Origin of the sequence: Pseudomonas sp. CFSAN084952, assembly GCF_009648855.1 — a bacterium.
Taxonomy (GTDB): Bacteria; Pseudomonadota; Gammaproteobacteria; order Pseudomonadales; family Pseudomonadaceae; genus Aquipseudomonas; species Aquipseudomonas paracarnis.
On sequence record NZ_CP045767.1, the window covers coordinates 3,064,232 to 3,086,722 of the forward strand.

General features: G+C 60.4%; 20 protein-coding genes. 10 read left to right on the forward strand and 10 right to left on the reverse strand.

Annotated features, from left to right (window positions below; translation table 11 throughout):
- The first annotated feature begins 55 nt into the window (after positions 1-55).
- Both nuoM and nuoN read left to right on the forward strand, forming a co-directional pair.
- Positions 56-1,588 carry an NADH-quinone oxidoreductase subunit M gene (gene nuoM, locus GH769_RS13580; RefSeq protein ID WP_014718913.1) on the forward strand — a complete coding sequence of 511 codons (1,533 nt, stop codon included), beginning with the start codon at positions 56-58 and terminating at the stop codon, positions 1,586-1,588.
- Between the two features lie 7 nt (positions 1,589-1,595).
- Positions 1,596-3,059, forward strand: a complete 1,464-nt coding sequence (nuoN, locus tag GH769_RS13585) for an NADH-quinone oxidoreductase subunit NuoN (RefSeq protein WP_003174731.1) — start codon at positions 1,596-1,598, stop codon at positions 3,057-3,059.
- Positions 3,060-3,336: 277 nt separating this feature from the next.
- On the opposite strand, the gene GH769_RS13590 is transcribed toward nuoN, so the two are convergent.
- Together GH769_RS13590 and GH769_RS13595 are read right to left on the reverse strand one after the other, a co-directional pair.
- The gene (locus tag GH769_RS13590) at positions 3,337-4,089 is read right to left on the reverse strand and encodes an outer membrane beta-barrel protein (protein WP_032902839.1); all 753 of its coding nucleotides are present in this window, start codon (positions 4,087-4,089) and stop codon (positions 3,337-3,339) included.
- Positions 4,090-4,214: 125 nt separating this feature from the next.
- Positions 4,215-5,048 (reverse strand): arylamine N-acetyltransferase, encoded by an 834-nt coding sequence (locus tag GH769_RS13595; protein WP_153649783.1) that lies wholly within the window; start codon positions 5,046-5,048, stop codon positions 4,215-4,217.
- A gap of 120 nt (positions 5,049-5,168) precedes the next feature.
- Between GH769_RS13595 and GH769_RS13600 the strand changes: the two genes are divergently transcribed.
- A complete protein-coding gene (locus tag GH769_RS13600) occupies positions 5,169-5,405 on the forward strand; it encodes a DUF6555 family protein (protein WP_003192128.1) in 237 nt (78 codons plus the stop codon).
- A gap of 30 nt (positions 5,406-5,435) precedes the next feature.
- Here GH769_RS13600 and GH769_RS13605 read toward each other — a convergent pair whose 3' ends face one another.
- Both GH769_RS13605 and GH769_RS13610 read right to left on the reverse strand, forming a co-directional pair.
- Complete coding sequence (locus GH769_RS13605) at positions 5,436-5,636, reverse strand: DUF6021 family protein (protein WP_032902837.1); 201 nt, start codon at positions 5,634-5,636, stop codon at positions 5,436-5,438.
- Between the two features lie 12 nt (positions 5,637-5,648).
- Positions 5,649-5,828: a hypothetical protein gene (locus GH769_RS13610; protein ID WP_032902836.1), complete on the reverse strand. Its 180-nt coding sequence runs from the start codon at positions 5,826-5,828 to the stop codon at positions 5,649-5,651.
- A 114-nt stretch (positions 5,829-5,942) separates the two neighbouring features.
- Here GH769_RS13610 and GH769_RS13615 point away from each other — a divergent pair, with 114 nt between their 5' ends.
- Positions 5,943-6,464, forward strand: a complete 522-nt coding sequence (locus GH769_RS13615) for a DUF3087 family protein (protein ID WP_032902834.1) — start codon at positions 5,943-5,945, stop codon at positions 6,462-6,464.
- Between the two features lie 30 nt (positions 6,465-6,494).
- Here GH769_RS13615 and GH769_RS13620 read toward each other — a convergent pair whose 3' ends face one another.
- Positions 6,495-7,355, reverse strand: coding sequence for a Dyp-type peroxidase (locus GH769_RS13620; RefSeq protein ID WP_020302316.1), 861 nt, complete (start codon positions 7,353-7,355; stop codon positions 6,495-6,497).
- A 138-nt stretch (positions 7,356-7,493) separates the two neighbouring features.
- Between GH769_RS13620 and GH769_RS13625 the strand changes: the two genes are divergently transcribed.
- Together GH769_RS13625 and GH769_RS13630 are read left to right on the forward strand one after the other, a co-directional pair.
- Complete coding sequence (locus GH769_RS13625) at positions 7,494-9,110, forward strand: NADP-dependent glyceraldehyde-3-phosphate dehydrogenase (RefSeq protein WP_032902833.1); 1,617 nt, start codon at positions 7,494-7,496, stop codon at positions 9,108-9,110.
- A 163-nt stretch (positions 9,111-9,273) separates the two neighbouring features.
- Positions 9,274-10,335 carry an FUSC family protein gene (locus GH769_RS13630; protein WP_032902832.1) on the forward strand — a complete coding sequence of 354 codons (1,062 nt, stop codon included), beginning with the start codon at positions 9,274-9,276 and terminating at the stop codon, positions 10,333-10,335.
- 81 nt (positions 10,336-10,416) lie between these two features.
- On the opposite strand, the gene GH769_RS13635 is transcribed toward GH769_RS13630, so the two are convergent.
- The 3 genes from GH769_RS13635 to GH769_RS13645 form a co-directional block, all read right to left on the reverse strand.
- Positions 10,417-14,271, reverse strand: coding sequence for an Ig-like domain-containing protein (locus GH769_RS13635; protein WP_256670322.1), 3,855 nt, complete (start codon positions 14,269-14,271; stop codon positions 10,417-10,419).
- 215 nt (positions 14,272-14,486) lie between these two features.
- A complete protein-coding gene (locus tag GH769_RS28845) occupies positions 14,487-14,654 on the reverse strand; it encodes a hypothetical protein (RefSeq protein WP_155717093.1) in 168 nt (55 codons plus the stop codon).
- A 31-nt stretch (positions 14,655-14,685) separates the two neighbouring features.
- Positions 14,686-15,417 (reverse strand): TetR/AcrR family transcriptional regulator, encoded by a 732-nt coding sequence (locus GH769_RS13645; RefSeq protein WP_014718925.1) that lies wholly within the window; start codon positions 15,415-15,417, stop codon positions 14,686-14,688.
- Positions 15,418-15,772: 355 nt separating this feature from the next.
- Here GH769_RS13645 and GH769_RS13650 point away from each other — a divergent pair, with 355 nt between their 5' ends.
- From GH769_RS13650 to GH769_RS13665, 4 genes are read left to right on the forward strand one after another with little or no spacing between them, the layout of a single operon-like run.
- A complete protein-coding gene (locus GH769_RS13650; protein ID WP_019819404.1) occupies positions 15,773-16,480 on the forward strand; it encodes an ABC transporter ATP-binding protein in 708 nt (235 codons plus the stop codon).
- On the forward strand, positions 16,477-17,676 hold the full coding sequence (locus GH769_RS13655) for an ABC transporter permease (protein WP_108538465.1): 1,200 nt from the start codon (positions 16,477-16,479) through the stop codon (positions 17,674-17,676). Before GH769_RS13650 ends, GH769_RS13655 begins: the two co-directional genes overlap by 4 nt.
- Positions 17,669-19,147 carry a TolC family protein gene (locus GH769_RS13660; protein ID WP_032902830.1) on the forward strand — a complete coding sequence of 493 codons (1,479 nt, stop codon included), beginning with the start codon at positions 17,669-17,671 and terminating at the stop codon, positions 19,145-19,147. The genes GH769_RS13655 and GH769_RS13660 overlap by 8 nt, the downstream gene beginning before the upstream one ends.
- On the forward strand, positions 19,137-20,390 hold the full coding sequence (locus GH769_RS13665) for an efflux RND transporter periplasmic adaptor subunit (protein ID WP_032902828.1): 1,254 nt from the start codon (positions 19,137-19,139) through the stop codon (positions 20,388-20,390). The genes GH769_RS13660 and GH769_RS13665 overlap by 11 nt, the downstream gene beginning before the upstream one ends.
- A gap of 99 nt (positions 20,391-20,489) precedes the next feature.
- On the opposite strand, the gene GH769_RS13670 is transcribed toward GH769_RS13665, so the two are convergent.
- Both GH769_RS13670 and GH769_RS13675 read right to left on the reverse strand, forming a co-directional pair.
- Entirely contained in the window at positions 20,490-21,884 is a 1,395-nt protein-coding gene (locus GH769_RS13670) for an FAD/NAD(P)-binding protein (RefSeq protein WP_032902826.1), read from the reverse strand.
- Between the two features lie 22 nt (positions 21,885-21,906).
- Positions 21,907-22,470, reverse strand: a complete 564-nt coding sequence (locus GH769_RS13675) for a helix-turn-helix domain-containing protein (RefSeq protein WP_014718931.1) — start codon at positions 22,468-22,470, stop codon at positions 21,907-21,909.
- Positions 22,471-22,491 lie beyond the last annotated feature (21 nt).

Below are 22,491 nucleotides of genomic sequence, written 5' to 3' on the forward strand. Positions count from 1 at the left end.
CTATGTTTAAGTGCACTGCGTACTTTGCGAACTTGCGAAAGGAAACGAGCCCGTCATGATTCTGCCCTGGCTAATCCTGATCCCCTTTATCGGCGGCCTGCTCTGCTGGATGGGTGAACGCTTCGGCGCCACCCTCCCCCGCTGGATTGCGTTGCTGACCATGTCCCTGGAACTCGCGCTCGGCCTCTGGCTGTGGGCCCACGGTGACTATTCATTCGCTCCGGCACCGGGTGTCGATCCCACCTTCGCGCTTGAATTCAAGCACGTGTGGATCCAGCGCTTCGGCATCAACGTGCACCTGGCCCTTGACGGCCTGTCGCTGTTGATGATCCTGCTGACCGGCCTGCTGGGTATCCTCTCGGTACTCTGCTCCTGGAAAGAGATCCAGCGTCACGTGGGCTTCTTCCACCTGAACCTGATGTGGATCCTGGGCGGCGTTGTCGGCGTGTTCCTGGCGCTGGACCTGTTCATGTTCTTCTTCTTCTGGGAAATGATGCTGGTGCCGATGTACTTCCTCATCGCGCTCTGGGGTCACAGTTCTTCGGACGGCAAGAAAACCCGGATCTACGCAGCGACCAAGTTCTTCATCTTTACCCAGGCTTCCGGCCTGATCATGTTGGTGGCGATCCTGGGTCTGGTCCTGGTCAACTTCAACAACACCGGCGTGATTACCTTCAACTACGCCGACCTGTTGAAAACCAAGATGTCGCTGACCACCGAGTACGTGCTGATGCTGGGCTTCTTCATCGCCTTCGCGGTGAAGCTGCCGGTGGTGCCGTTCCACTCCTGGTTGCCTGACGCCCACGCCCAGGCGCCGACTGCCGGCTCTGTGGACCTCGCCGGTATCCTGTTGAAGACCGCTGCCTACGGCCTGCTGCGTTTCGCCCTGCCGCTGTTCCCGAATGCCTCGGCCGAGTTCGCGCCGATTGCCATGACCCTGGGTCTGATCGGGATCTTCTACGGTGCGTTCCTGGCCTTCGCCCAAACCGACATCAAGCGCCTGATTGCCTTCTCATCCGTTTCCCACATGGGTTTCGTACTGATCGGCATCTACTCCGGCAGCCAGCTGGCGTTGCAAGGCGCAGTGATCCAGATGTTGGCCCACGGTGTTTCGGCCGCTGCCCTCTTTATCCTCAGTGGCCAGCTGTACGAACGCCTGCACACCCGTGACATGCGTGAGATGGGTGGCGTGTGGTCGCGCATCGCATACCTGCCGGCGATCAGCCTGTTCTTCGCCGCCGCATCCCTGGGCTTGCCGGGTACCGGTAACTTCATCGGCGAGTTCCTGATCCTGATGGGTGCCTTTGTGCAGACGCCGTGGATCAGTGCCATTGCTACCTCCGGCCTGGTGTTCGGTTCGGTCTACTCGCTGATCATGATCCACCGCGCCTACTTCGGCCCAGCCAAGTCCGACACCGTCCTGCAAGGCATGGACGCGCGCGAACTGATCATGGTGCTCGGCCTTGCGGTACTGCTGATCTTCATCGGCGTGTACCCGCAACCGTTCCTGGACACTTCTGCCGCAACGATGCATGGCGTGCAGCAGTGGTTCGGCACCGCCTTCTCCCAACTCGCTTCGGCCCGGTAAGAGCGCTATGGAATTCACGATCCAACACTTTATCGCGCTTGCGCCGCTGCTGATTACCAGCCTCACCATCGTGGTGGTGATGCTGGCAATCGCCTGGCGCCGCAATCACTCGCAAACGTTCCTGCTGTCCTGCGCCGGGTTGAACCTGGCCCTGCTGTCGATCATCCCGGCCCTCAAGGTCGCGCCACTGGCAGTCACGCCATTGATGATGGTCGATGACTTCGCGCTGCTGTACATCGCCCTGATCCTGGTGGCGACCCTGGCCTGCGTCACCCTCGCCCACGCCTACCTCGGCGAAGGCGGCACCGGCTACCCTGGCAACCGCGAAGAGCTGTACCTGCTGATCCTGCTGGCTGCGGCCGGCGGTATCGTGCTGGTCAGCGCGCAGCACCTGGCTGGCTTGTTCATCGGCCTGGAACTGCTGTCGATCCCGACCTACGGCCTGGTGGCCTATGCCTTCTTCAATAAACGCTCCCTGGAAGCCGGCATCAAGTACATGGTGCTGTCGGCCGCCGGTTCCGCGTTCCTGTTGTTCGGTATGGCCCTGCTCTACGCCGAAGCCGGCAGCCTGAGCTTCACCGGTATCGGCCACGCGCTGGCCGCCACCAACAGCCCGGCGCCGATTGCCCAGTTGGGCCTGGCGATGATGCTGATCGGCCTGGCGTTCAAGCTGTCGCTGGTGCCGTTCCACCTGTGGACCCCGGACGTGTACGAAGGCGCCCCGGCGCCGGTGGCCGCGTTCCTGGCGACCGCGTCGAAAGTGGCCGTGTTTGCAGTGATGGTGCGTCTGTTCCAGATCTCCCCTGCCGCCAACACCGGCGTGCTGAGCAACGTGCTGACGGTGATCGCCATTGCGTCGATCCTGTTCGGTAACCTGCTGGCGCTGACCCAGAACAACCTCAAGCGTCTGCTGGGTTATTCGTCCATCGCCCACTTCGGCTACCTGCTGATCGCCTTGGTGGCGAGCAAAGGCCTGGCCGTGGAAGCCATTGGCGTGTACCTGGTCACCTACGTGATCACCAGCCTGGGTGCGTTCGGCGTCATCACCTTGATGTCGTCGCCGTACAAAGGCCGTGACGCCGACGCCCTGTACGAATACCGCGGCCTGTTCTGGCGCCGTCCGTACCTGACCGCCGTGCTCACCGTGATGATGCTGTCGTTGGCCGGTATTCCGCTGACGGCGGGCTTTATCGGCAAGTTCTACATTGTCGCGACCGGTGTTGAAGCCCACGAATGGTGGCTGGTTGCCTCGTTGGTATTGGGCAGCGCCATCGGCGTGTTCTACTACCTGCGCGTGATGGTCACCCTGTACCTGATCGAGCCAAACCTGCGCCGTGTGGATGCCGAGCTGCATTGGGAACAGAAGGCAGGCGGCGTCATGCTGCTGGCCATCGCCCTGCTCGCGTTCTTCCTGGGCGTGTACCCACAACCGTTGCTCACCCTGGTGCAGCACGCGGTGCTGGGCGTTTGATCGCTTAGATTGATGCAGTAAACAGAACGGCGCCTTTGGGCGCCGTTTTGCGTTTCAGGGGCGAGGTATTAGAGAGGCGGTGCATTCACCGTCGCCTTCGCGGGCAAGCCCGCTCCCACAGGGGAACACGTTCCCATTGTGGGAGCGGGCTTGCCCGCGAAGGCGCCAGACCAAACACCCCAGAACTGTCTGGCCCAATACAGGGTAGACAAAAAAACGCCCCGACTTATAGCGGGGCGTTTTTTATTCAAACCTGGGATTGGTCAAGGCCGCAACCTTAGAACGCAATACCCACCTTGAAACCATACTCATCACGCTTGAGCTTGGTGTTATCGGCCACATAGGAGTCGTCGTCGAGCTTGTACTCGGTACGCGTGTAGTACAAGCCCGCCATCACCGGCAGGTCGCCCTTCTGGTTCATCAGCAGGCTGACTTCGGCATAAGGGTTGGTGCGGTCCTTGAGGTCCACGCTGTCGCTGCCAACGCCGTCCACCTTGAGCTTGGCGCGACCGTCGATGGTGCGGCGGGCGCCGGCTTCAACGCGCAGGGTCATGTCATCGAACTGGTGGTTGTAGCCCAGAGCGGCCTTGGCAAACGGCGACTTGTTGGTGAGCTTCATGTCGTAGCCATTGGTGTCCGGCTCGTAGCGGGTCCAGGTGTAACCACCACCCACGATCACGTCGACGAAGTTGCGCGCATCCAGCGCGGCACGCCAGCCGAGGTCGAGGTCAGCCTGGCCTTCCTTGAGCTTGTTATCGCTCTTCTCGCCGTACTTGGCTTCGATACCGGCCTGGTAGATAAAGCCCGACTCGGCGGTGAGCTTGTTGCCGAAGTTGTAGAACAGGCCGGCTTCGGGCATGTGGTCCTTGTCGCTTTCGCTACCGCCTTCAAGTTTGAAGTCGTTGTAGCTGCCCATGATCCCGAACGTGGAAATCGGGTCGGTGGAAGGTGCTGCGAACACCACGCCAGGCGCAGCCACCAGGGCCAGCAACGAGGTGTTCTTGAGGAATTTTCCGAATAGTTTGGACATCGTTTTACATCTCCATTTTAAGGTGGGCAAAGTATTCAGGAATCGGTTCGAACCTTGGCGTTTGCAAAAAGTTCGAACTGATTTGCACCAAAATGGAGAAAAAACGGTTCAGCGAAGGCTCTATCTCAATATTCTTCAGGATTCATGCGAATAAGGCGTTCGACGGCTTCGCGCAGTTGAGGCTGATCCGGCAGCCGAATGCCGAAGGTGTCGCGCAAGAGCCCCAGCAGTTCATCGGCACTCTCAAGCGTGCGCTTTTCACTGGGTCGATCCAGGTAATGAAGCGCATAGCGGGCGTTGGCCAAAGTATGACGTTGGCCGGGAGCCAGTAGCGCCGCTTTCAACTGCCCCACGAACGGTGACCCCGGGTGCGTTGAGACATACCAGTTGCCGATTTCGTAGTCGATATCGGCCTGCACTTGCAGGTCGAACACATACAAGCCACGCCACTCCTCACCGACCTGGGCCCACAACGTGTAGCTGCCCTGATGGTGTGTCAGGCGAAAATGCTCATGGGCCGTGGTCTGGGGCGCTTCGTTGTCCAGTTGCAACGGGCTGCTGGGGATCATGCCACCGAAGCCCACATCGGTGATATAGCGCACGCCATCAACGGTCACCAGGCTCAGACGGTGAGTACGCCCGGTGTGGGCGTCCGGTGGCCCGCCAATCACCACACGACCGGTGATGCCACGGGCGTCAAAACCGAGCGCCTGCAACAGCGCCAGGAACAGCTGGTTCAACTCATAGCAATAGCCGCCGCGTCCCTGGTGCAACACCTTCTGCGCGACGCTTGGCAGGTCAATCGGCACCGGCACCTGCATCAGGGTCGACAGGCTTTCAAAGGCGAAGGTGCACACATGGCGCAGTTGCAAGTCCCGCAGGGTCTGCAAGGTCGGCGCCGGTGGCGAGGCATAGCCCAGGCGTTGCAGGTACAGGCGGCTATCCGTGGGTGTGAGCATGGCGCGATCCTCGGGCGCAGGGCAAGAGCGTCACTATGCCGCGCCTCTGCGTACGTTGTCATTTTGAATGAACCTTTTGGAGCGCCGGCCTATCCATCTATAACAAGATTGGGAGGCAGCATGAGTACCGCAAAAATCTACACCGTCCACTATCAGCTACACGGTAAACCCAAGTCTTTCGTGGTGCGCGCCGAAGTGATGAACAACGCCGAGGCCTGGCATTGGGCGGCCGTCGATGCCGACATTGCCCATGTCAGCCGCATCGGCCGCGTAGGTCACGAACAGGTGAAAAAGACCACCCGGCCCTGGGCGGAAAAATACGGTATCAGCGACGTCAGCTGGTCGCCGCCCAGGTAAACAAAGCCCCGCACAACGGCGGGGCTCGGTTCATTGCTTCAAGTCGCCCAACGGATCGTAGGGCGGCTTTTTTTTCGCTGTCTCGTCGTCCTTTTTGTCCAACGGCGCAATAGCCGGGCCGATGGGATCGACCTGTGGGTCGGCTACATCCGGCGAGTCCGGGTCGAAGCCCAGTTCATCCTTGCCACTGGCGTGTTCGTTGGAAGAGGGACCATCGGTAGGTTTGTTCATCATATTCTCCTGCTAAAGCGGGCGGGCTCTGTCGTGGAGGTTTTCCAGGTCTTCTTCTACGCGCTCGACATCGTTGTCCGGACCGCGCTCTTTGGGATCGTTGGGGCGCAACGCATCGTTATCACGCTCCTCCTCGCCCGGCGTACGGTTCGGATCCGGTGTACCTGGCGGTGGCTGCTTGTGTTCAGACATGATGACTGACCTCATGAGGGGTTCATCATTTTAGAGAAACCGCCCCGCGCCATCGTTCAACTTCATTGCGCCAGGCGTGAGAAGATGACCGCCCTTTTTGGAGAACTGCCCCGGATGTTCGAACTCAAACCCTGCGACCCCACTGCCTATCGCCAACAAACCCGCCGCAGCACGCTGATCGTGGCCGTGCTATTCCTGGCCCTGGCCATGCTGCTGTCGAGCCTGGCGGTGATGCTGTTCGGCGAACCTGGCGGTGACAACTTTCGCTTCAATGTCGGCGGTGTATTTGCCGCTGTGTTGATCGTCTTGGCGCTGGTGCGTGGTCCGTTCTGGAGCCAGGCCTGGTTGGCGCCAGCGGTGTATGGCTGGCAGCTCAAGCGCAGCCTGATGAGCGTGACCAACGTGATGCACAAGGTCACCGAGCGGGTACAAGCTAACGACCCCACCGCCATCAAGCTGTTGCGTTTCTATCACTTGGGGCTGACGCAGATGCATGAGCTGGACGCCAACTCCAGCGCCCAGGCGCAACTGGTCGGCGAGATTGACGCACACAAGGCGAAGATGCACGCGATGGGGATCGATACCGAACAAACCCGGCTCGATCCCGCGTGGCTGGAAACGCTCAAAAGCGCTTGAGGCGTACCTCAGGACGCAGGCAAAAAGCAGTTAAAAAACCAGACTCAGGTCCAGGCGCCCTTCCCTCACCGGCGGGCACCAGTAATAGCCACCGGTCAGCGGCTTGCTGATGCGATACAGGCCATCGACGATCCCGTCCTCCAACCCGCTCATACGCCGAAGCTGGGCCTCAAACGCATCGAAGGAATGCCCGAAGGCGAGAAACATCAACCCCGCTTGGCCATTCTCGGCCCAGGGCATCGAACGACGTACCACGAAGGCTTCCGGGGTAAAGCTCTCCTGGGCCGTGCGTTTGGTATGGGCCGATTCCGGGGCGTCGTCGAGTTCTTCGTTGTCGCCATGGCGACGGCCGATAATGTGATCACGCTCCTGGGCAGGCAATGCGGCGAAACCGTCGAGATCGTGCTGCCATTGCTGGATCGCGGCAAAGCTGGCGCCGCTGTCGGTCAACGCCGCTTCCACGGCGGCATCGTCGTGAGGGTTCTCTGTGCCGTCTTCGTAGTCGGTCAGGTCAAAACCGGTCTTGTAGCGGAAGCCTTCAATCGATTGCACCAGGGCAAACGCCGGGGCCAGGGCTTTTTCGACGGCCCGGCTGCGCAGCAGCAACTCACCGCGATCCACCCCATGCAGCCATACCCACAACGCCTGCTGGGTGGACGGGTTGTGCGCGCCAGGGGCGCTTACTGAGGGAAATGCGCGCAGCCCTTCAATCTCGGCGCCCAGTGCCTTTACCAGCGGCTCACCGAAACCGACCACCGCCTGCGCATCCGTCAGTTGCACCAGCGCGTCCAATGCTGCGGGCACGGCTTGCAGGGAATCGAGGGCGAAAAACAGATGGCGGGCCTGCAAAGGCACCGGTGCGGCAAGAATGCCCGGCTGGTACTGACTCATGTGAACTCCTTCTGAAAAGCCGCGCAGTTTACCCGGCGCGCACCGCGCTGCGAACAACAATGCGCGTAAGCCTTGCCTTAGAGCCGTCAGTTGGGTGACTCTCTAGTCATGTTTTGCAACTATTCCAGGGGTAGCGACATGACCACCAGCAACCTGCTCGCCCAGCTGTTTCCCACTTCCGGCTCCCAGATTCCCGAGCAATTTCGCCTGGCGGCGCCCATTGAACAGCGCGACTACCTGGTCGATGGCCAGCTGCGGGTGTGGAACGGCCCGCTTGCGCGCGTGCAAAGCCCGGTGCAGTTGGGCGATGAACGCGTGCATATCGGCAGCACGCCGCTGCTGGACGCGGAGACCGCCCTAACCGCGCTGGATGCGGCGGTGCGTGCTTATGACCGTGGCCAGGGTGAGTGGCCGACGATGCGCGTTGTTGAGCGCATCCAGCACGTCGAAGCGTTTTTGCGGCGCATGCGCGAACAGCGCGATGCGGTGGTCAAACTGCTGATGTGGGAGATCGGCAAGAACCTCAAAGACTCGCAGAAAGAATTCGACCGCACCTGCGACTACATCACCGACACCATCAATGCCCTCAAGGAGCTTGACCGCCGCAGTAGCCGCTTCGAACTGGAGCAGGACACCCTCGGGCAAATCCGTCGCGTGCCCCTGGGCGTGGCGCTGTGCATGGGGCCTTACAACTACCCCTTGAACGAGACCTTCACCACGCTGATCCCAGCCTTGATCATGGGCAATACCGTGGTGTTCAAGCCGGCCAAGCTCGGTGTGCTGTTGATCCGCCCGTTGCTGGAGGCGTTCCGCGACAGCTTCCCGGCCGGGGTGATCAACGTGATCTACGGCAGCGGCCGCGAGACCGTGAGCGCGCTGATGGCCAGCGGCAAGATCGATATCTTTGCATTTATCGGCACCAACAAGGCCGCCAGTGATTTGAAAAAACTGCACCCCAAGCCACACCGTTTGCGTGCTGCGCTGGGCCTGGATGCCAAAAACCCGGGGATCGTGCTGCCCGAAGTGGACTTGGACAACGCGGTGAACGAAGCCGTCACCGGCTCGCTGTCGTTCAACGGCCAGCGTTGCACCGCGTTGAAGATCCTGTTCGTGCATGAAGACGTGGTCGAGCGCTTTATCGAGAAATTCAACGCCAAGCTGGCGACGCTCAAGCCCGGCATGCCGTGGGAGGATGGCGTGGCGCTGACGCCACTGCCGGAAGTGGGCAAGGTCGATTACCTCAGCGAACTGGTGGCCGATGCGGCGCGCCATGGCGCCAAGGTCATGAACCCCGAGGGCGGCAGCAGCCGTGGTTCGTTCTTCTACCCGGCGGTGCTGTACCCGGTAAACCCGCAGATGCGCGTCTACCACGAAGAGCAATTTGGCCCGGTGGTGCCGATCGTGCCCTATCGTGACCTGGAGACCGTGATCGACTACGTGCTGGACTCGGATTTCGGCCAGCAGTTGAGCCTCTTCGGCACCGACCCCGTGGCAGTCGGACGCCTGGTGGACACCTTCGCCAACCAGGTGGGCCGTATCAATATCAATGCCCAATGCCAGCGCGGGCCGGACACCTTCCCCTTCAACGGGCGCAAGAACTCGGCCGAGGGCACGTTGTCGGTGCATGATGCCTTGCGCGTGTTCTCGATCCGAACTTTGGTGGCGACCAAGTTCCAGGAGAGTAACAAGGCGTTGGTCAGCGATATTTTGCGCAACCGCGATTCGAGCTTCCTGACCACCGACTACATCTTCTGAAGCCAACCCCGTTCCAATGTGCAGACAGGTCAGTGTGGGAGCTGGCTTGCCTGCGATGCCAGCTCCTCGGTCTTTCAGTCAGGTCGCGGTGATGCTATCGCAGGCAAGCCAGCTCCCACATTTGATCAAGCACATTCATACATTTGAGGCCATTTTAAGACTGATGAACCTGCCCTTCTTTGCCCGGCGCCTGCTGCGCCCCTTGCTCGACCCCTACCGCCGCTTTCGCCATGCCAAGCTGATCCACGCCGCGCGCGTGTCGGTGGGGTTGCTGGCAACCATCCTGCTGACCACCGGCCTCAACCTGCCCCACGGTGAATGGGCGTCGGTGACCATGCTGATCGTGATCGGCGGGTTGCAGCACCACGGCAATATCGGCAAGAAAGCCGTCGAGCGCGCCTACGGCACCTTGATCGGCGCCAGCGTCGGCTTGCTGCTGGTGGTGCAGCAGGCTTACTTCGGCCTGCCGTTGCTCACCTACCTGTTGATGTCGGTGGTGTGCGGGTTCTTTTCCTATCACGCCATCGGCAAAGGCGGCTATATCGCACTGCTGTCGGCGATCACGGTGTTTATCGTCGCCGGCCACGGCGATAACCCTATCTCCGATGGATTGTGGCGCACCGTCGATATCCTGATCGGCATTGTGCTGGCCCTGGCGTTTTCCTTTGCCTTGCCGTTGTACGCCGTGTATTCGTGGCGCTACAACCTGGCCAGCGCCCTGCGTGACTGCGCGCAGATTTATAGCCGGATCATCAATGGCCAATCGGTAACTGACGATGAACACCTCAAGCTGCTCAACCGCTTGAACGGGGCGATGGTGCAACTGCGCTCGTTGATGCCGTCGGTGTCCAAGGAAGTGCGGATTTCCATGACTGAACTGGATGCGATCCAGCGGCACCTGCGCCTGTGCATCAGCACCCTGGAGATTCTGGGCAATACCCGGCCGGACCCGCGTGATGAGCAGGCCACGGCGCGGATGCGGGTGATGCTGAAGGCCGAGCATCGGCAGATTCGGGTGCAGTTGGTGGGGATGGCGCGGGCATTGAAGTCGGGGGTGACGGAGCGGTTGGAGCGCAGCGGCTACGCAACCGGCAGTGAGTCTGCGCTGGATGCGCCGGTTTACAGTGCGCTGGATGGGTATCGGTTGTTGACGTTGCAGTTGGCGGCGAATGTGGATGCGATGCGCGGGCGGCTGTCCAAGCATTCGTCGCACTGGAAGATTTGAATTCATGAGCAATTGGGACGGATCAATAGATGACATCGATCCGTCCCTTTTTATTCACCTTTTCAATAAACTCCGTTTCAACTAAAAAATACCATACCCATAGGCGTTTCCAGACCACTGATCACGGTTGAATCCGAGACCATTCGATACCTGGACACTGTAATGAGCGTTGGGGGACTCAGGTGGAATACCTTCATCAACCCAAGCAACATCATGGTTAGGGAACGCGCGTCCAAATGCGCTGTAGAGACTTCGAGCAGTATCATATTTAAGCATGATTGCACCCGAGCTTCTGATTTGGTTGTAGACCGTTTGCCACGGCGCTAACCCGCCGTAGTAGCGACATATCCTACCGCCTCCTGACGTCTGGACGATGTAGCTTTTCGTCTGGCTCGCGGTGTCTGAGACGGTAATTGTTGCACTACCTACCCCTGTGAATGTAAGTCGTCCGCTGTACAAGTCGACGGTAACTACCGATGCATTACTTGAACGGTATGTCAGGGTTCCCGACCCGCCAGTGGCGGTACGGCCAACTGCGCCTGTATATGCCACATCAGTGAACCCGAAGTTCTGTAACACCCATCCACGCAAATTAACGTACAGAGTACTTTCATTCATGGTTATCCCACGCAGGGTCTTGACGGTGTAAATCGTTGGAAGGAACTGGACGGCATTTGCCTTGCTCTCTTTCCCGTTAAACTCCACCTCGATAATTGACGTTAATTCCGAGTTATGAGCCAGCCTTGTCAGCCAGCTACGCAGCACAGCTTTGTCCACGAGCCCATTGGCGGCTTCTGTTTGGGTAATCAAAGCTCCATCGACGGTGAGTACATGCAGAGGTTCCACACCCGAACTGCTGCAGGTGATCCATGCACGTTGCAGGCCCGCACTCAGGGCCCACTTAATGACTGACAGCAACCCATCGCCGGTAAAGGTAGTCAGGTCCAGCGTGCCCCTATTAATAACACCGTTGATGAGTGGCTGCGGTAAGTCCGTGGCCGCAATCGTATCGACTTTCACCGTCTGCACCTGCGACGGGATTGGGTCGGCTACGCCCGTGCGTTCTACCGAATACTTCAAGCACACGGTACTGTTCACACTGCGGTGCAAGACCTTGACCGAGGTCAGGTTGAACACCACCGTGCCCCCATCCAACCCATTCTCGACCGCCGTATGGTGGGTACCATCGGCAAAAATCCATTCAAACGTTATGCGATCCCGATTGCTCATACCGGTGTAGCGAACAGTGACCGTCGTATTGTGCTCAATCGGCAGCGGGTCCACCGTCACGTTCGGCCCGGTGTCGGTGGTGCCATTGATAAACGGGTGGGGCAATACGCCCGGCAGGGACTGGATGCTGTAGTGGCGCTCGCGGAACAACACCGCATTGGCCTTGTTGAAACTGCGGTCAAAGCAGACCCAGAAACGGATGGTTAATAGCGTTCCATCCTTGAGCTTGCGCAGTTCGTCCACGGGGGTCGGTGGCAGGATCCCAGTGCGTTCGCCTTCTTCGGTCACGAGGTTGTTGGTGTAGGTGGCCTCGAAGTATGGCGTCTCTGGAACGGTATCATAGGTGCCGCTGTACTCCATCCAGATGCGCTGAGCCCGATGAATGAAGTGCCAGATATTGATCATCGTGCGCTCGGTTCCATTCAACTTGGAGGTCTCGAGCACCGGGGCGTCCCCAATCCCTTCGATGGTCGGGATCGGCAAGGTGGTCAGGTTGAGCAGCAGCAGGTCGAGGATTGGAGAAGGTGTTTCTCGTCCGTTACGTATGAGGAAGTACTGCACGTTGATCCGTTGGCCAAATGGCGCAATATTGGCGCCCACGGCTTCAGGCGGGACGGTGAAGTCCACGGTTTTACGGGTGTTGCCGTCTTGGGTTTCACAGTGGCTGCCGATGTCGGGAATGCCGGTCCAGCACGCTCGGATAGGGTCGGTCGGTAGCATCTGCGCGAAGGTGACCCGAATGGTCGCACCGGCGGTAACCGCTTCCGGTGCCAATTGGTCGGGGGCTTTGGATGCTTCGAGGACTTCCGGGCAAGGCAGGTCACCCAGCGCCTTACCGACAGTCACTTCGAGTATTTCAGAGCGCAGGGTGCGCCCACCATTCGCGGGGATCATTGAATAGCTCAAGCGAATCACGCCGCCCAGGTTGGTGTCGGCGTAGTGCCGGTCCAGCGAAAAGGAGACGGGGGCTCCCGCGGTGGCGCGATTCAGGCGGATGTCACCCTGGGTGCTGCCGTCCACAGCCGTCCCTGTCAGGCGCCATGTAAAGACATCGCCATCGTAAGTTTCAGCGTAGGGCAGCGTGATGTCGAGCTGGCCAAACAAGTCATCTGGGTCTAGGTTGTCGTCCTCATCGACCCGGTCGATTTCCGGCCTTGGCATTTCGGCAATACGCTCGCCGAACCGCACATACGTCGACTCCGACTCGCGGATGGCCTGCGTCCCTGTACCCAATGCCCGCATGAGGCCGTCGTCTACCGTGTAGAAAACCCGCACATCGCCCAGCCCGATAAATCGAGCGAAGTTGGCTTGGGTTACGGTACGAAAACGGGTGGGCGGTGGTGGAGCACCTGCGTTATGGCGTTGTTCGTATTCAACGAGCCCGCCACCCGGTAGAACAGCCTCCATCCGCAGCCTGACCAGATTATCCGGATCGTAGGGCGTATAGGCCGGGTTCGGATAATTAATGGTGATGTAAGGCTCTTCGGGGTCAATCAAGCCGGCATCGGCCTGCACCACCGTGACTGCCGGCATGTCCGCAATCGTGCCAGAGATCAGGATCGTCAGGGATTGGGACGTGGCCAGTAAGGTGCCCAGCGGGAACTCAAGCCGCCAGGTGATCTTCATCGAGCCTTGGATCAATTGTTTGATGGTGTCGTCATCGACAGGAAACGAAGTCGGCCAACCCGGGTCCGCGCCCTGATCGGGCAGATCGAGTTCAAACGTTGACTCATCGGCGTGAGTACCACTCAAGGTTGCAATGACGCGAGTATTCGCCGGGACAAAATGGCCATCCGGAAGCTGAAAAGGCGTGACTACCTGAACAGCAAAGAATTTCCCTGCATCCTGATCATAATTGACCGAGGTGACCGAGGTGGAGCCGACGAGGAAGCGCGCCCGCCTGAGCAGGCTGGGGTCAAGCTCGGCCTGTACATGCACGGCCTGAGAAAAGTGCTCGACATGCCCGGAGCGGTTTTCCACTTCATCGAGCACCTGATAACGTATCGGTAGGAGGCCGCTGCCGGTGCCGATGACGCTTGCCGGAACTTCCACTTCAATCGGCTTTGCCCCGCTGGCGTGGTCGTCATCGAGTTGGAAAAACACCACCTGCGCGATCGTGTCCCAATACAAAAGAATCTTGTCTCGCACACGTTTACCGGGGTAATCGAGCGTGAACACTACGCCTTGGGCGGCGCGCTCCGGAGTCAAGACTGCGCCGGGCGCTGCGAGGTCGTCCGGCAAGCTGAGCAGCAATTTGTCGTGGTACCCCAGCCCGGGCTGTTCATCCAGGCCAGGTCGCGTGTCCTTGACGAAGACAGTCAGCTCATCTGAGGTACTTGGCGTGCCAGAGCCATTACGGACAACGCGTACAAACACAGGAAAGGATAGCCCCCGCGGTATACTTTCCTCGTTGATGGCCAGTTGAAAAAAGTTTTTGCCTGTTTCCTCTGGTTTGACGGTGTGAAAGCCCAGGCGCAACGTACGGCTGCCGTGGAAGTACTCGCAGGTATCACCCGCTTGCAAATTAATCCAGCGCAAAATGGTTACATATAGGTAAGTATCGAGATGCCGCGCGCCTAGGCCCCTGTCAGCCCCAACCACGTTGAGCACCGGGTTCGAGTAGGCCGGCGGGTCGAGATCATTGCGGGGAGTGGATGAGCTTCGCGCTACCGGAAAGCGCTCTTCGGGGGCATGTAATTTGGACATGGATGAACTCCTTGGCTGGGGCCTTGACGGCTATGGGACAAGGAAATCAGACGCTTGAAAGGGATAGGCGTCTAGCTGTCAAAGATGACAGTGGCGACGAGAGGTAATACAGCGAGCAAAAGCGCCGTTAATACAATGTCCGCACATTCACATTTCTTCTTACATATTTTTCACGTTTTATTCACAAGCCGAGACGTAGTGTGAAGCCTCATCCGTTACAAACGTTGCATATCAAGCCCGCCGCCCCAGCGGGCTTTTTTTTGCCTGCCTTTTGGTGCTGGAAAACGCCCCGCTTTTGTAGGAGCGAGCTTGCTCGCGAAGAACGTAATGACGGCGCGGTTAACCAGAATGCCCGCGTTATCGTTGACGTTATTCGCGAGCAAGCTCGTTCCTACAGGGGTTTGGGGATTGGCTTCAGCGTGTGGCTTGTTCGCGAATGGCGCGCTGGGTATCCAGCACCTTCGCCAACGCCGTTTCAGCCTCTGCACTCTGCTGCGGCACTCGGATCGCTGCCGACACCAAGGTAATCAGCTTGGCCATCACCTCGGCATCCGTGGCCGGGCGGCCCAGGCTCATGGAGTTCATTAGCAGGCGCAGTTCGGTGCCGGCCATGACCCCGGAGATGGCCTTGAGTGCAAATTGCAGGCGCACCCCCAGTTCATTACGTGGCAAATCCGGCAAGGCCAGGGCGAAGGCTTCGAAGAACCGCTGAAACACCGGCTGGTAATGGACCTTGAGGTATTCCTGAATGAACGGCGACGTGTCGCTGTAGACCCGGCCCAGGAAGCGGATGAACGAACGCCCTTCCCCGCTGGCTGGGTCGCTGCGCTCCAGGCCCATGGCCGGGGCAAACAGCACGCCCAGTAGCGTGTCGCAGTCCAGTGGGCCATCGGATTCGGCTTCACAGCGCGCCAGCAGTTCCAGGCGCTGCTCGTTGAGCGGCTCCAGGCGCTGCATCAGCAGGGTTTTCATCAGGGAGTCCTTGTCCCCGAAGTGGTAGTTCACCGCCGCCAGGTTGACCTGGGCACGCTCGGTTATCTGCCGTAGCAACACGGCGTCATAGCCGTACTTGATGAAAAGAGCCTCTGTCGCATCCAGCAATCGAGTCTTGGTAACGTTTGGAGCGCTGAGTTTCTTCGCGACCATATGGGTTCCACGGCGGAAATATTGTTTTAAAAAATAATTTGATTTTTTATACCGGGGCGGCCCGTCGAAAGCAAGTAGTGACACTCCGCCATATCTTGCAAAGCCTGTATAACCGGGCTTTTGAGACCAGGCATGGGATTTTTGTGAGCCACACACAGGTGACGGCGAAATCGCTTCGAGAGGTAAAACCGCTCTACCTCCGTGGCTGGCGAAGCGTCAGGAAGGCAGTTACTATTCAAACAATATTTTAAAAACAAGAAATAAAACCAGTCCGTGACGCGTACAGGCAGCTTCCGAACTTGTTACAAGGGTTTTCGGGGAGCAAGTCGGCACCGTCGAGACTGCAGGCGTAGTCATGATGACACAGACCCCCGCGCAACCCGGCTTGATTTCCCTGCAAGGCATCGGCAAGCGCTATCAGCTCGCCGGGCAAGAGTTGAACATTCTCAATGACGTGTGCCTGTCCATCGCCAGCGGTGACAGCTGCGGTATCCTCGGTGCCTCCGGCTCCGGCAAAAGCACCCTGCTCAACATCCTCGGCCTGCTGGACCTGCCCAACTGCGGCCAATACCACTTTGCCGGCCACGATATTTTCAACGCCACCCCCGATGAGCTGGCGGCGATTCGCAACCAGCAGATCGGCTTCGTGTTCCAGAGCTTCAACCTGCTGCCACGCCTAAGTGCCCTGGACAACGTCGCACTGCCCTTGAGTTATCGCGGCGTGTCGCGGCATGAATCGGTGGAACACGCCCAGCGCATGCTCGCACAAGTCGGCCTCGCCGAACGCGCCCACCACCGCCCCGCCGACCTCTCCGGCGGCCAGCGCCAGCGCGTGGCCATTGCTCGCGCCCTGGTAGGCAACCCCTCGGTGATTTTGGCCGACGAACCCACCGGCAACCTCGACAGCACCACCGCCCAAGAGATCATGGACCTGCTGTTGAACCTCAATCGTGAACAACAGGTGACGCTGATCATCGTCACCCACGACCCCCACATTGCCGACCGCCTGGAGCGCAAGATCCTGGTGCGCAATGGCGTGGTGCGTGAGGCCGGGCGCCCATGAGCCTGCGGGTCGAGCAGAGCCTCAGCCACCTGCTGCATGAAGCGTTTATCAGCCTGCGTACCTTGGGCAAGCGCTCGATCCTGGCGCTCCTGGGGATCATCATCGGCAGTTCCTCGGTGGTGGCGCTGATCAATATCGGCCACAACGCGGCGGTGGATGCGGCGATGATTTTCAAGGACATGGGTACCGACACCCTCATCGCCCAGTTCCCACCCAAGGGCAGCAGCAACGTGCCGATGCGCACCCAGCTCGACCTCGACGCGGTGCGCCAGGCAGTGCCGGGCATTGCCCATATCGGCGCGCTCAGCCTGTTCAGCGGGCCCATTGTGTTTCATGGGCGGACCGCCAATGCCAACTTTGTCGGCAGTACTGCGGGCATCCAGGACGCCATGCGCCTGGCGCTGCGTGAGGGGCGCTTCCTGTCACCCTTCGATGCCAACGAAACCTACGGAGTGATCGGCGACCAACTCGCCCAGGCCCTTGGCGCGCCAGGTGACCCGCTGCAACTGGGCGACCGTGTGCGTATCAACGATTACCTGTTTCTGGTGGTGGGCATCCTGCGCAACCAGCCCAGGGCCATGCTGATGCCGGTGCAAGCCAACGAATCGTTGTTTATTCCCGCCGAGGGCATGCGCCGCGTCTACGCCAACCCGCAGATCAACAACCTGATCATTCGCGCAGCGCCGGGACAAGACATGGAACGTATCGCCAGGGATGCCGCCGCCGCGCTGCAACCCCAGCTCACCGACCATAGCGTCGACATCACAGTGCCCCAGCAAATGATCGATGGCATGACCCGCCAAAGCCGCACCTTCGCCTATCTGCTGCTGGCCCTCGGCGCAATCTCACTGGTGGGCGGCGGTGTCGGGGTGATGAACGTGATGCTGATGAACGTCTCGGAACGCCGCCGTGAGATCGGCATCCGCATGGCCTTGGGCGCACGCCAGCGGGACATCCGTAATCTGTTTTTGCTCGAAGCGGTCACCCTCACCGCCGTGGGGGCCCTGTGCGGCGCAGTCCTGGGCATGTCTGCCGCCTGGGTGTATGCGTGGCTGTCGGGCTGGGCGTTTTCCCTGGCGGTGGCCGCGCTGCCCCTGGGCGTGGGCAGCACGTTGCTGGTGGGGTTGTTCTTTGGCATTTATCCGGCGGTGTCGGCCTCACGCTTGCAGCCGGTTGAGGCCCTGCGCGATGAATAAGTACCTGGCACTGCTCATGCTGATCAGCCTGCCGGGCATGGCCGCCGATGTGGTGATCACCCCTCAGGCCCCCAGCACTACCCGCAGCGGCTACGAGCGTAGCGTCTCGCTGAATGCCCAGGCCACCACCATGACCCTGGGGGACGCGGTGTACCTGGGCCTGCGTAATAACCCGGCGATCCGCAGCGCCTACTTGCAACGGGTGGCGCAGAAGTTCGACCTGCGCGTGGCCGAAGACGTGTTCAACCCCAAACTCACCCTCAACAGCTACTACCGCAGCACCCGCGGCTCCCAAGACAATGCGCGCAACGCCAACGTCGCGCCCACCAGCAGCCTGCTCGGCGAATACGGCACGCGCTTGAGCATGGCCTGGACCCAGCAGTTGAACAACGCCAACCGCGCCGGCCGCTACCGCAGCGACGGCCTGGACCTGGCGATCATCCAACCGCTGATGCGCGGGGCCGGTTGGGATGCCACCACCGCACCGCTGCGCCTGTCGCGCCTGGCCGAGCAGGCCAACCGCCTGAACCTCAAAGCCACCGTGGCGCAGACCATCAGCCAGATCATCGCCACCTACCGCGAATTGTTGCGCGCTCAGGAACAGTTGGTGATCGTCCAGGAAGCGCTCAAACGCTCCACTACTTTACTGGAGGTGAACAAAGCGCTGATCAGCGCCGGGCGCATGGCCGAGTTCGAGATCGTCCAGACCGAAGCCGATATCGCCACCCAGCAATTAGGCGTGGAAGAAGCGCGCAACCAACTCGACACCAGCCGCCTGGCGTTGCTGCGCCTGCTGGCCCTGGACCTGTCGACACCGGTGCGTGCCACCGAGGCCCTGGAAGCCACCCCCCTGGAGATCGACAAACGCCAGGCCTTCAACCTCGCGCAAAACCAGCAACCGGAATACCTCGCCGCCCTGCTCGGCAGCCAGCAGGCCGACCTCAACCTGGTGATCGCCAAGGATTCCGGGCGCTGGCAAGTGGACCTGGTCGCCGGCGCCAACCAGGTGCGCGCCGCCACCGACAACGACAACGGCCATGACAATAACCGCACCTGGGACAGTTACGCCGGGGTGCAGGTGCAGATCCCCATCGGCGATATCAGCACGCGCCAGGCCGAAGTGCGTGCGCGGGTGAATGTGGAGGATCAGGAAATCCGCATTACCGACGCTCGTCAGGAACTGGAGCGCAACGTCAACAATGTGGTGCGTGACCTCGGCACCCGCTGGCGCCAATATGAAATCTCCAAGCGCGCCGTGGAGTTGTCCAGACGCAAGATCGAGATCGAGCGGGAAAAGCTCAGCGCCGGGCGCTCCACCAACTTTCAGGTGCTGAGCTTCGAGACCGACCTGCGCAACGCCGAAAATGCCCAGCTCAATGCGCTGATCGCTTATTTGAACGCCCAGACCCAGCTCGATCTGACCCTGGGCATGACGCTGGAAAGTTGGGAAATTGCCCTCAATGACTACTAATAGAAAATCCCTGCTGGCCGTTGCCTTGATCCTGCTGTTGGCCGGCGCGGCCGCCGGCCTGCTCAGTCAACGCAGCGGGGCTGAGCAAGCGGCTACAGGCGAACAATGGCTGGCCGTAAAGCCCGACCCATTGGTGCACCAGATCGGCCTGGTGGGCAAGATCGAGCCTGACACCACCGTCGTCCTGACAGCACCGTTCGACGGCAATGTGCTGGCCAACCTGGTCGAACAAGGCCAGCGCGTCGAGGCCGGCCAGGTCCTGTTGCGCATGGACCCGGCGACGCTTGAAATACAGCTGCGCGACGCCCTCTCCGCGCAACTCAAGGCCCGGCGTACCGTGCAGGAAATGCAGGACTGGGGCAGCAGCCCCACCGTCAGCCGCGCCCGTCGCAGTTTACGCACCGCTGAAATGACCGCAGGCAACACCCAACGCAAACTCACCGAGAGCGAAAACCTGTTCAAGCGCGGCATCATCCCGCGCAACGAACTGGATGACCTCAAACAGCAAACCCAGCAACAGCAATTGGACTTGGTGGCGGCGCGCAGTGAGCTGCAACAAGCCCTGGACCAAGGCCAGGGCGAATACCGGCAGATCGCCGAGATGGAGCTGACCAATGCCACGGTGAAGTACCAAGCCTTGCAAACACTGCTCGAAGGCAAGGAGGTCAAGGCGCCCTTCTCCGGCATCGTAGTACCGGCGCCCGGCAACACCAATACCGCTCAAGGTGGCGGCAATAACAACGCGCCGGTGCAGGCCGGCAGCAAGGTCAGCCAGGGCCAGGTGCTGTTCGGCCTGGCCAATATCGAACGCTTGAAAATCGTCGCCAAAGTCTCAGAGCTGGATATCAACCAGTTGCGTCAGGGTCAGGCCGTTGAAGTCATGGGCGATGGCTTTGATGGCGAGCGGCTGTTGGGTTCAGTCAGTGTGGTCAGCGGCCTGGCCATCGCCAGCGACAGCCAGGGCAGCGCGCAGTTTCCGGTGACCTTGTCGATCCCCACCCTGACGCCCCAGCAGTTGCAGCGGGTGCGTCTGGGCATGAGTGCGCGGTTGACGATTGTCACTTATAACAATGACCAGGCGATCGTGATTCCCAGCCAGGCGATCCAGGCGGACATGACGGTGGAGTATCGGGCGGCGATGGATAAACCGGTGCAGCGGGTGAAAGTGACCCCTGGGCAATCGACGCCGCAGGGGGTTGAGGTGTTTGGGCTGACATCCGGGTTTGTGAAAATCTCAAGATAAAAGGAGAACACAATGTGGGAGCGGGCTTGCCCGCGAAAGCGGTGTGTCAGTCACTGCATCTCTGCACTAGCGCTTTTGCAGGCAAGCCAGCTCCCACATTCAGCGCTGTACCAGCCTGGCGGCCAGCGTCTTGGCCTGCAGGGCCACATCGGTCACCGCCGTGCTCTCCCACCACATGCCCCGCAACGGCGGCCCCATGGCGAACAGTCGCTGGCTGACCTGGCCGCGAGCATCCAGCACCGCCCCCGTTGCATCCGCCGCAATCCCCAGCGCCAGCGGCCCAGGCTGGACCAACCCACGCTTGAGCAGTTGCTGCGGTAAAGGCCGGGCCACTCGGCGCCAGTCGTATTCGATGCCGCTGGAATTGATCAGCGCAGCGCCCAACACCTGGGTGATCACATCCTCGCCACGGTAGCGCACCGCAATGGCAACTCCCTCTTGCGACGGCACCAAGCCCTTGAACGACGCCGCCTGAATCCGCAATCGCCCTTGCTCCTGCAACCGCGCCACCAACTGCGCGCTCAAGGGCGGCGAACGGTGGTGATGGCTTTCCCACCAAGGCCGTACATGCCGCACGAACTGGCGCTTGTGAGCCTCACTGGCCTGGCTCCACAGGCGTGCTATGTGCACGCGCACCGTGTCCAGCGGTGCCTGCCAGTCAATACCTTGCCTCAGCGCGAGCTGGCATTGGCGTCGCACCTCACGCAGCAATTGTCGGGGGCTGCTCAGGCTGTGGTCAGCGGCGAGGAAGTCGTCCCAGCTCGGCGGTTGCCGGCGTACATGGGGCAACAAGCCGTGGCGCGAAAAAACCTCGATAGGTCCGCGATGCCCGGCTTGTTCCAGGGAGACTACTGCATCGACCATGGTCAGGCCGGAGCCGATGATCAGTACGGTCGATTGTGGGTCGAGACGAGTCATCGCGGGGACATCCCAAGGGTCCAACGCGGCGGCATTCAATCCTGTGGACTCGGTCTGCGGAGTGCGCGCCGCCGCAAACATGCCGGTGGCCAATACCGCACAGGCGCCGCGCAGTTGCTCGCCAGTATCGAGGGTCAACAACGCCGAGGTGGGGTCGACTTGCAGGTCTACCCCTTCGGCGCGGATGTGCTCGACGATCGAGGTGGACACTGCCTTGGCTTGCGCCAGACGCTGCTGGGCGTACAGGCCGAAAAGCCCCCGCGGCGGGAACAGTTCGCTGATGGGCACATGCTGTTGGTACGACTCGGGCCATCCGCCGGCGCTGATGTAGTCGGTGAGCCATTGGGTCAGGTCGTCGGCGTTGTCCGGGTCAACGCTCATGCGCGCCGCATTGCCGTTTAGCGTATGGCCCAATTCGACCGCGCTGTAGGCTTCGCCGCGCCCCAGTTCCGCACGGGGTTCGACTATCAGGATGCGCCGCGTGCCCGGCAGGCGCAGCAGTTGCACGGCCAGCATCGTGCCGCTCAGGCCACCACCGATGATCAGTACGTCTGCAACGCGGGTGGATTCACTCATGCCAGTTCGCCCTTATTGTTGCTCAAATCACCACATTTCGAACAAACCGTACCGCCGCGCTCCCATCATTGCGATAAGCATGGGGCTGGTGGCTGGCGAACATAAAGAACTCTCCAGCCTCGATGACAGTTTCCTGATCACCTATCACCAGCGTCAGGCTGCCCTCGAACACAAACAGTTGCTCGCTCCACCCTTCCAAATCAGGGTCCGGGCAATAACGATCACCAGGCTCAAGCCGCCACTCCCACAATTCGACTTCACGCCGTGCCGTGGCCTTGGCCAGCAACACTGCCTTACTGCCGACAATCTCGCCCGCCCAGGCCAGCTCGTTGATACGGCTGTGGTCCCGCACATCCGGCGCCTGGATCAGGTCACTGAACGCCACGCCCAACGCTTCGGCGACACGGTCCAGGGTCGACAGGCTGACGTTCTTCTCCCCCGCCTCAATCGCCACCAGCATACGCCGGCTGACTCCGGACTTTTCCGAGAGCGCGGTCTGGCTCAAGTCGGCGGCATGGCGCAGGCGACGAACGTTCTGGCTGACGTGCTGCAGGACCGAAGCCCGTTGCGGATTTTCTTTGTGCACTATATTGCTCAATAGGTGGGT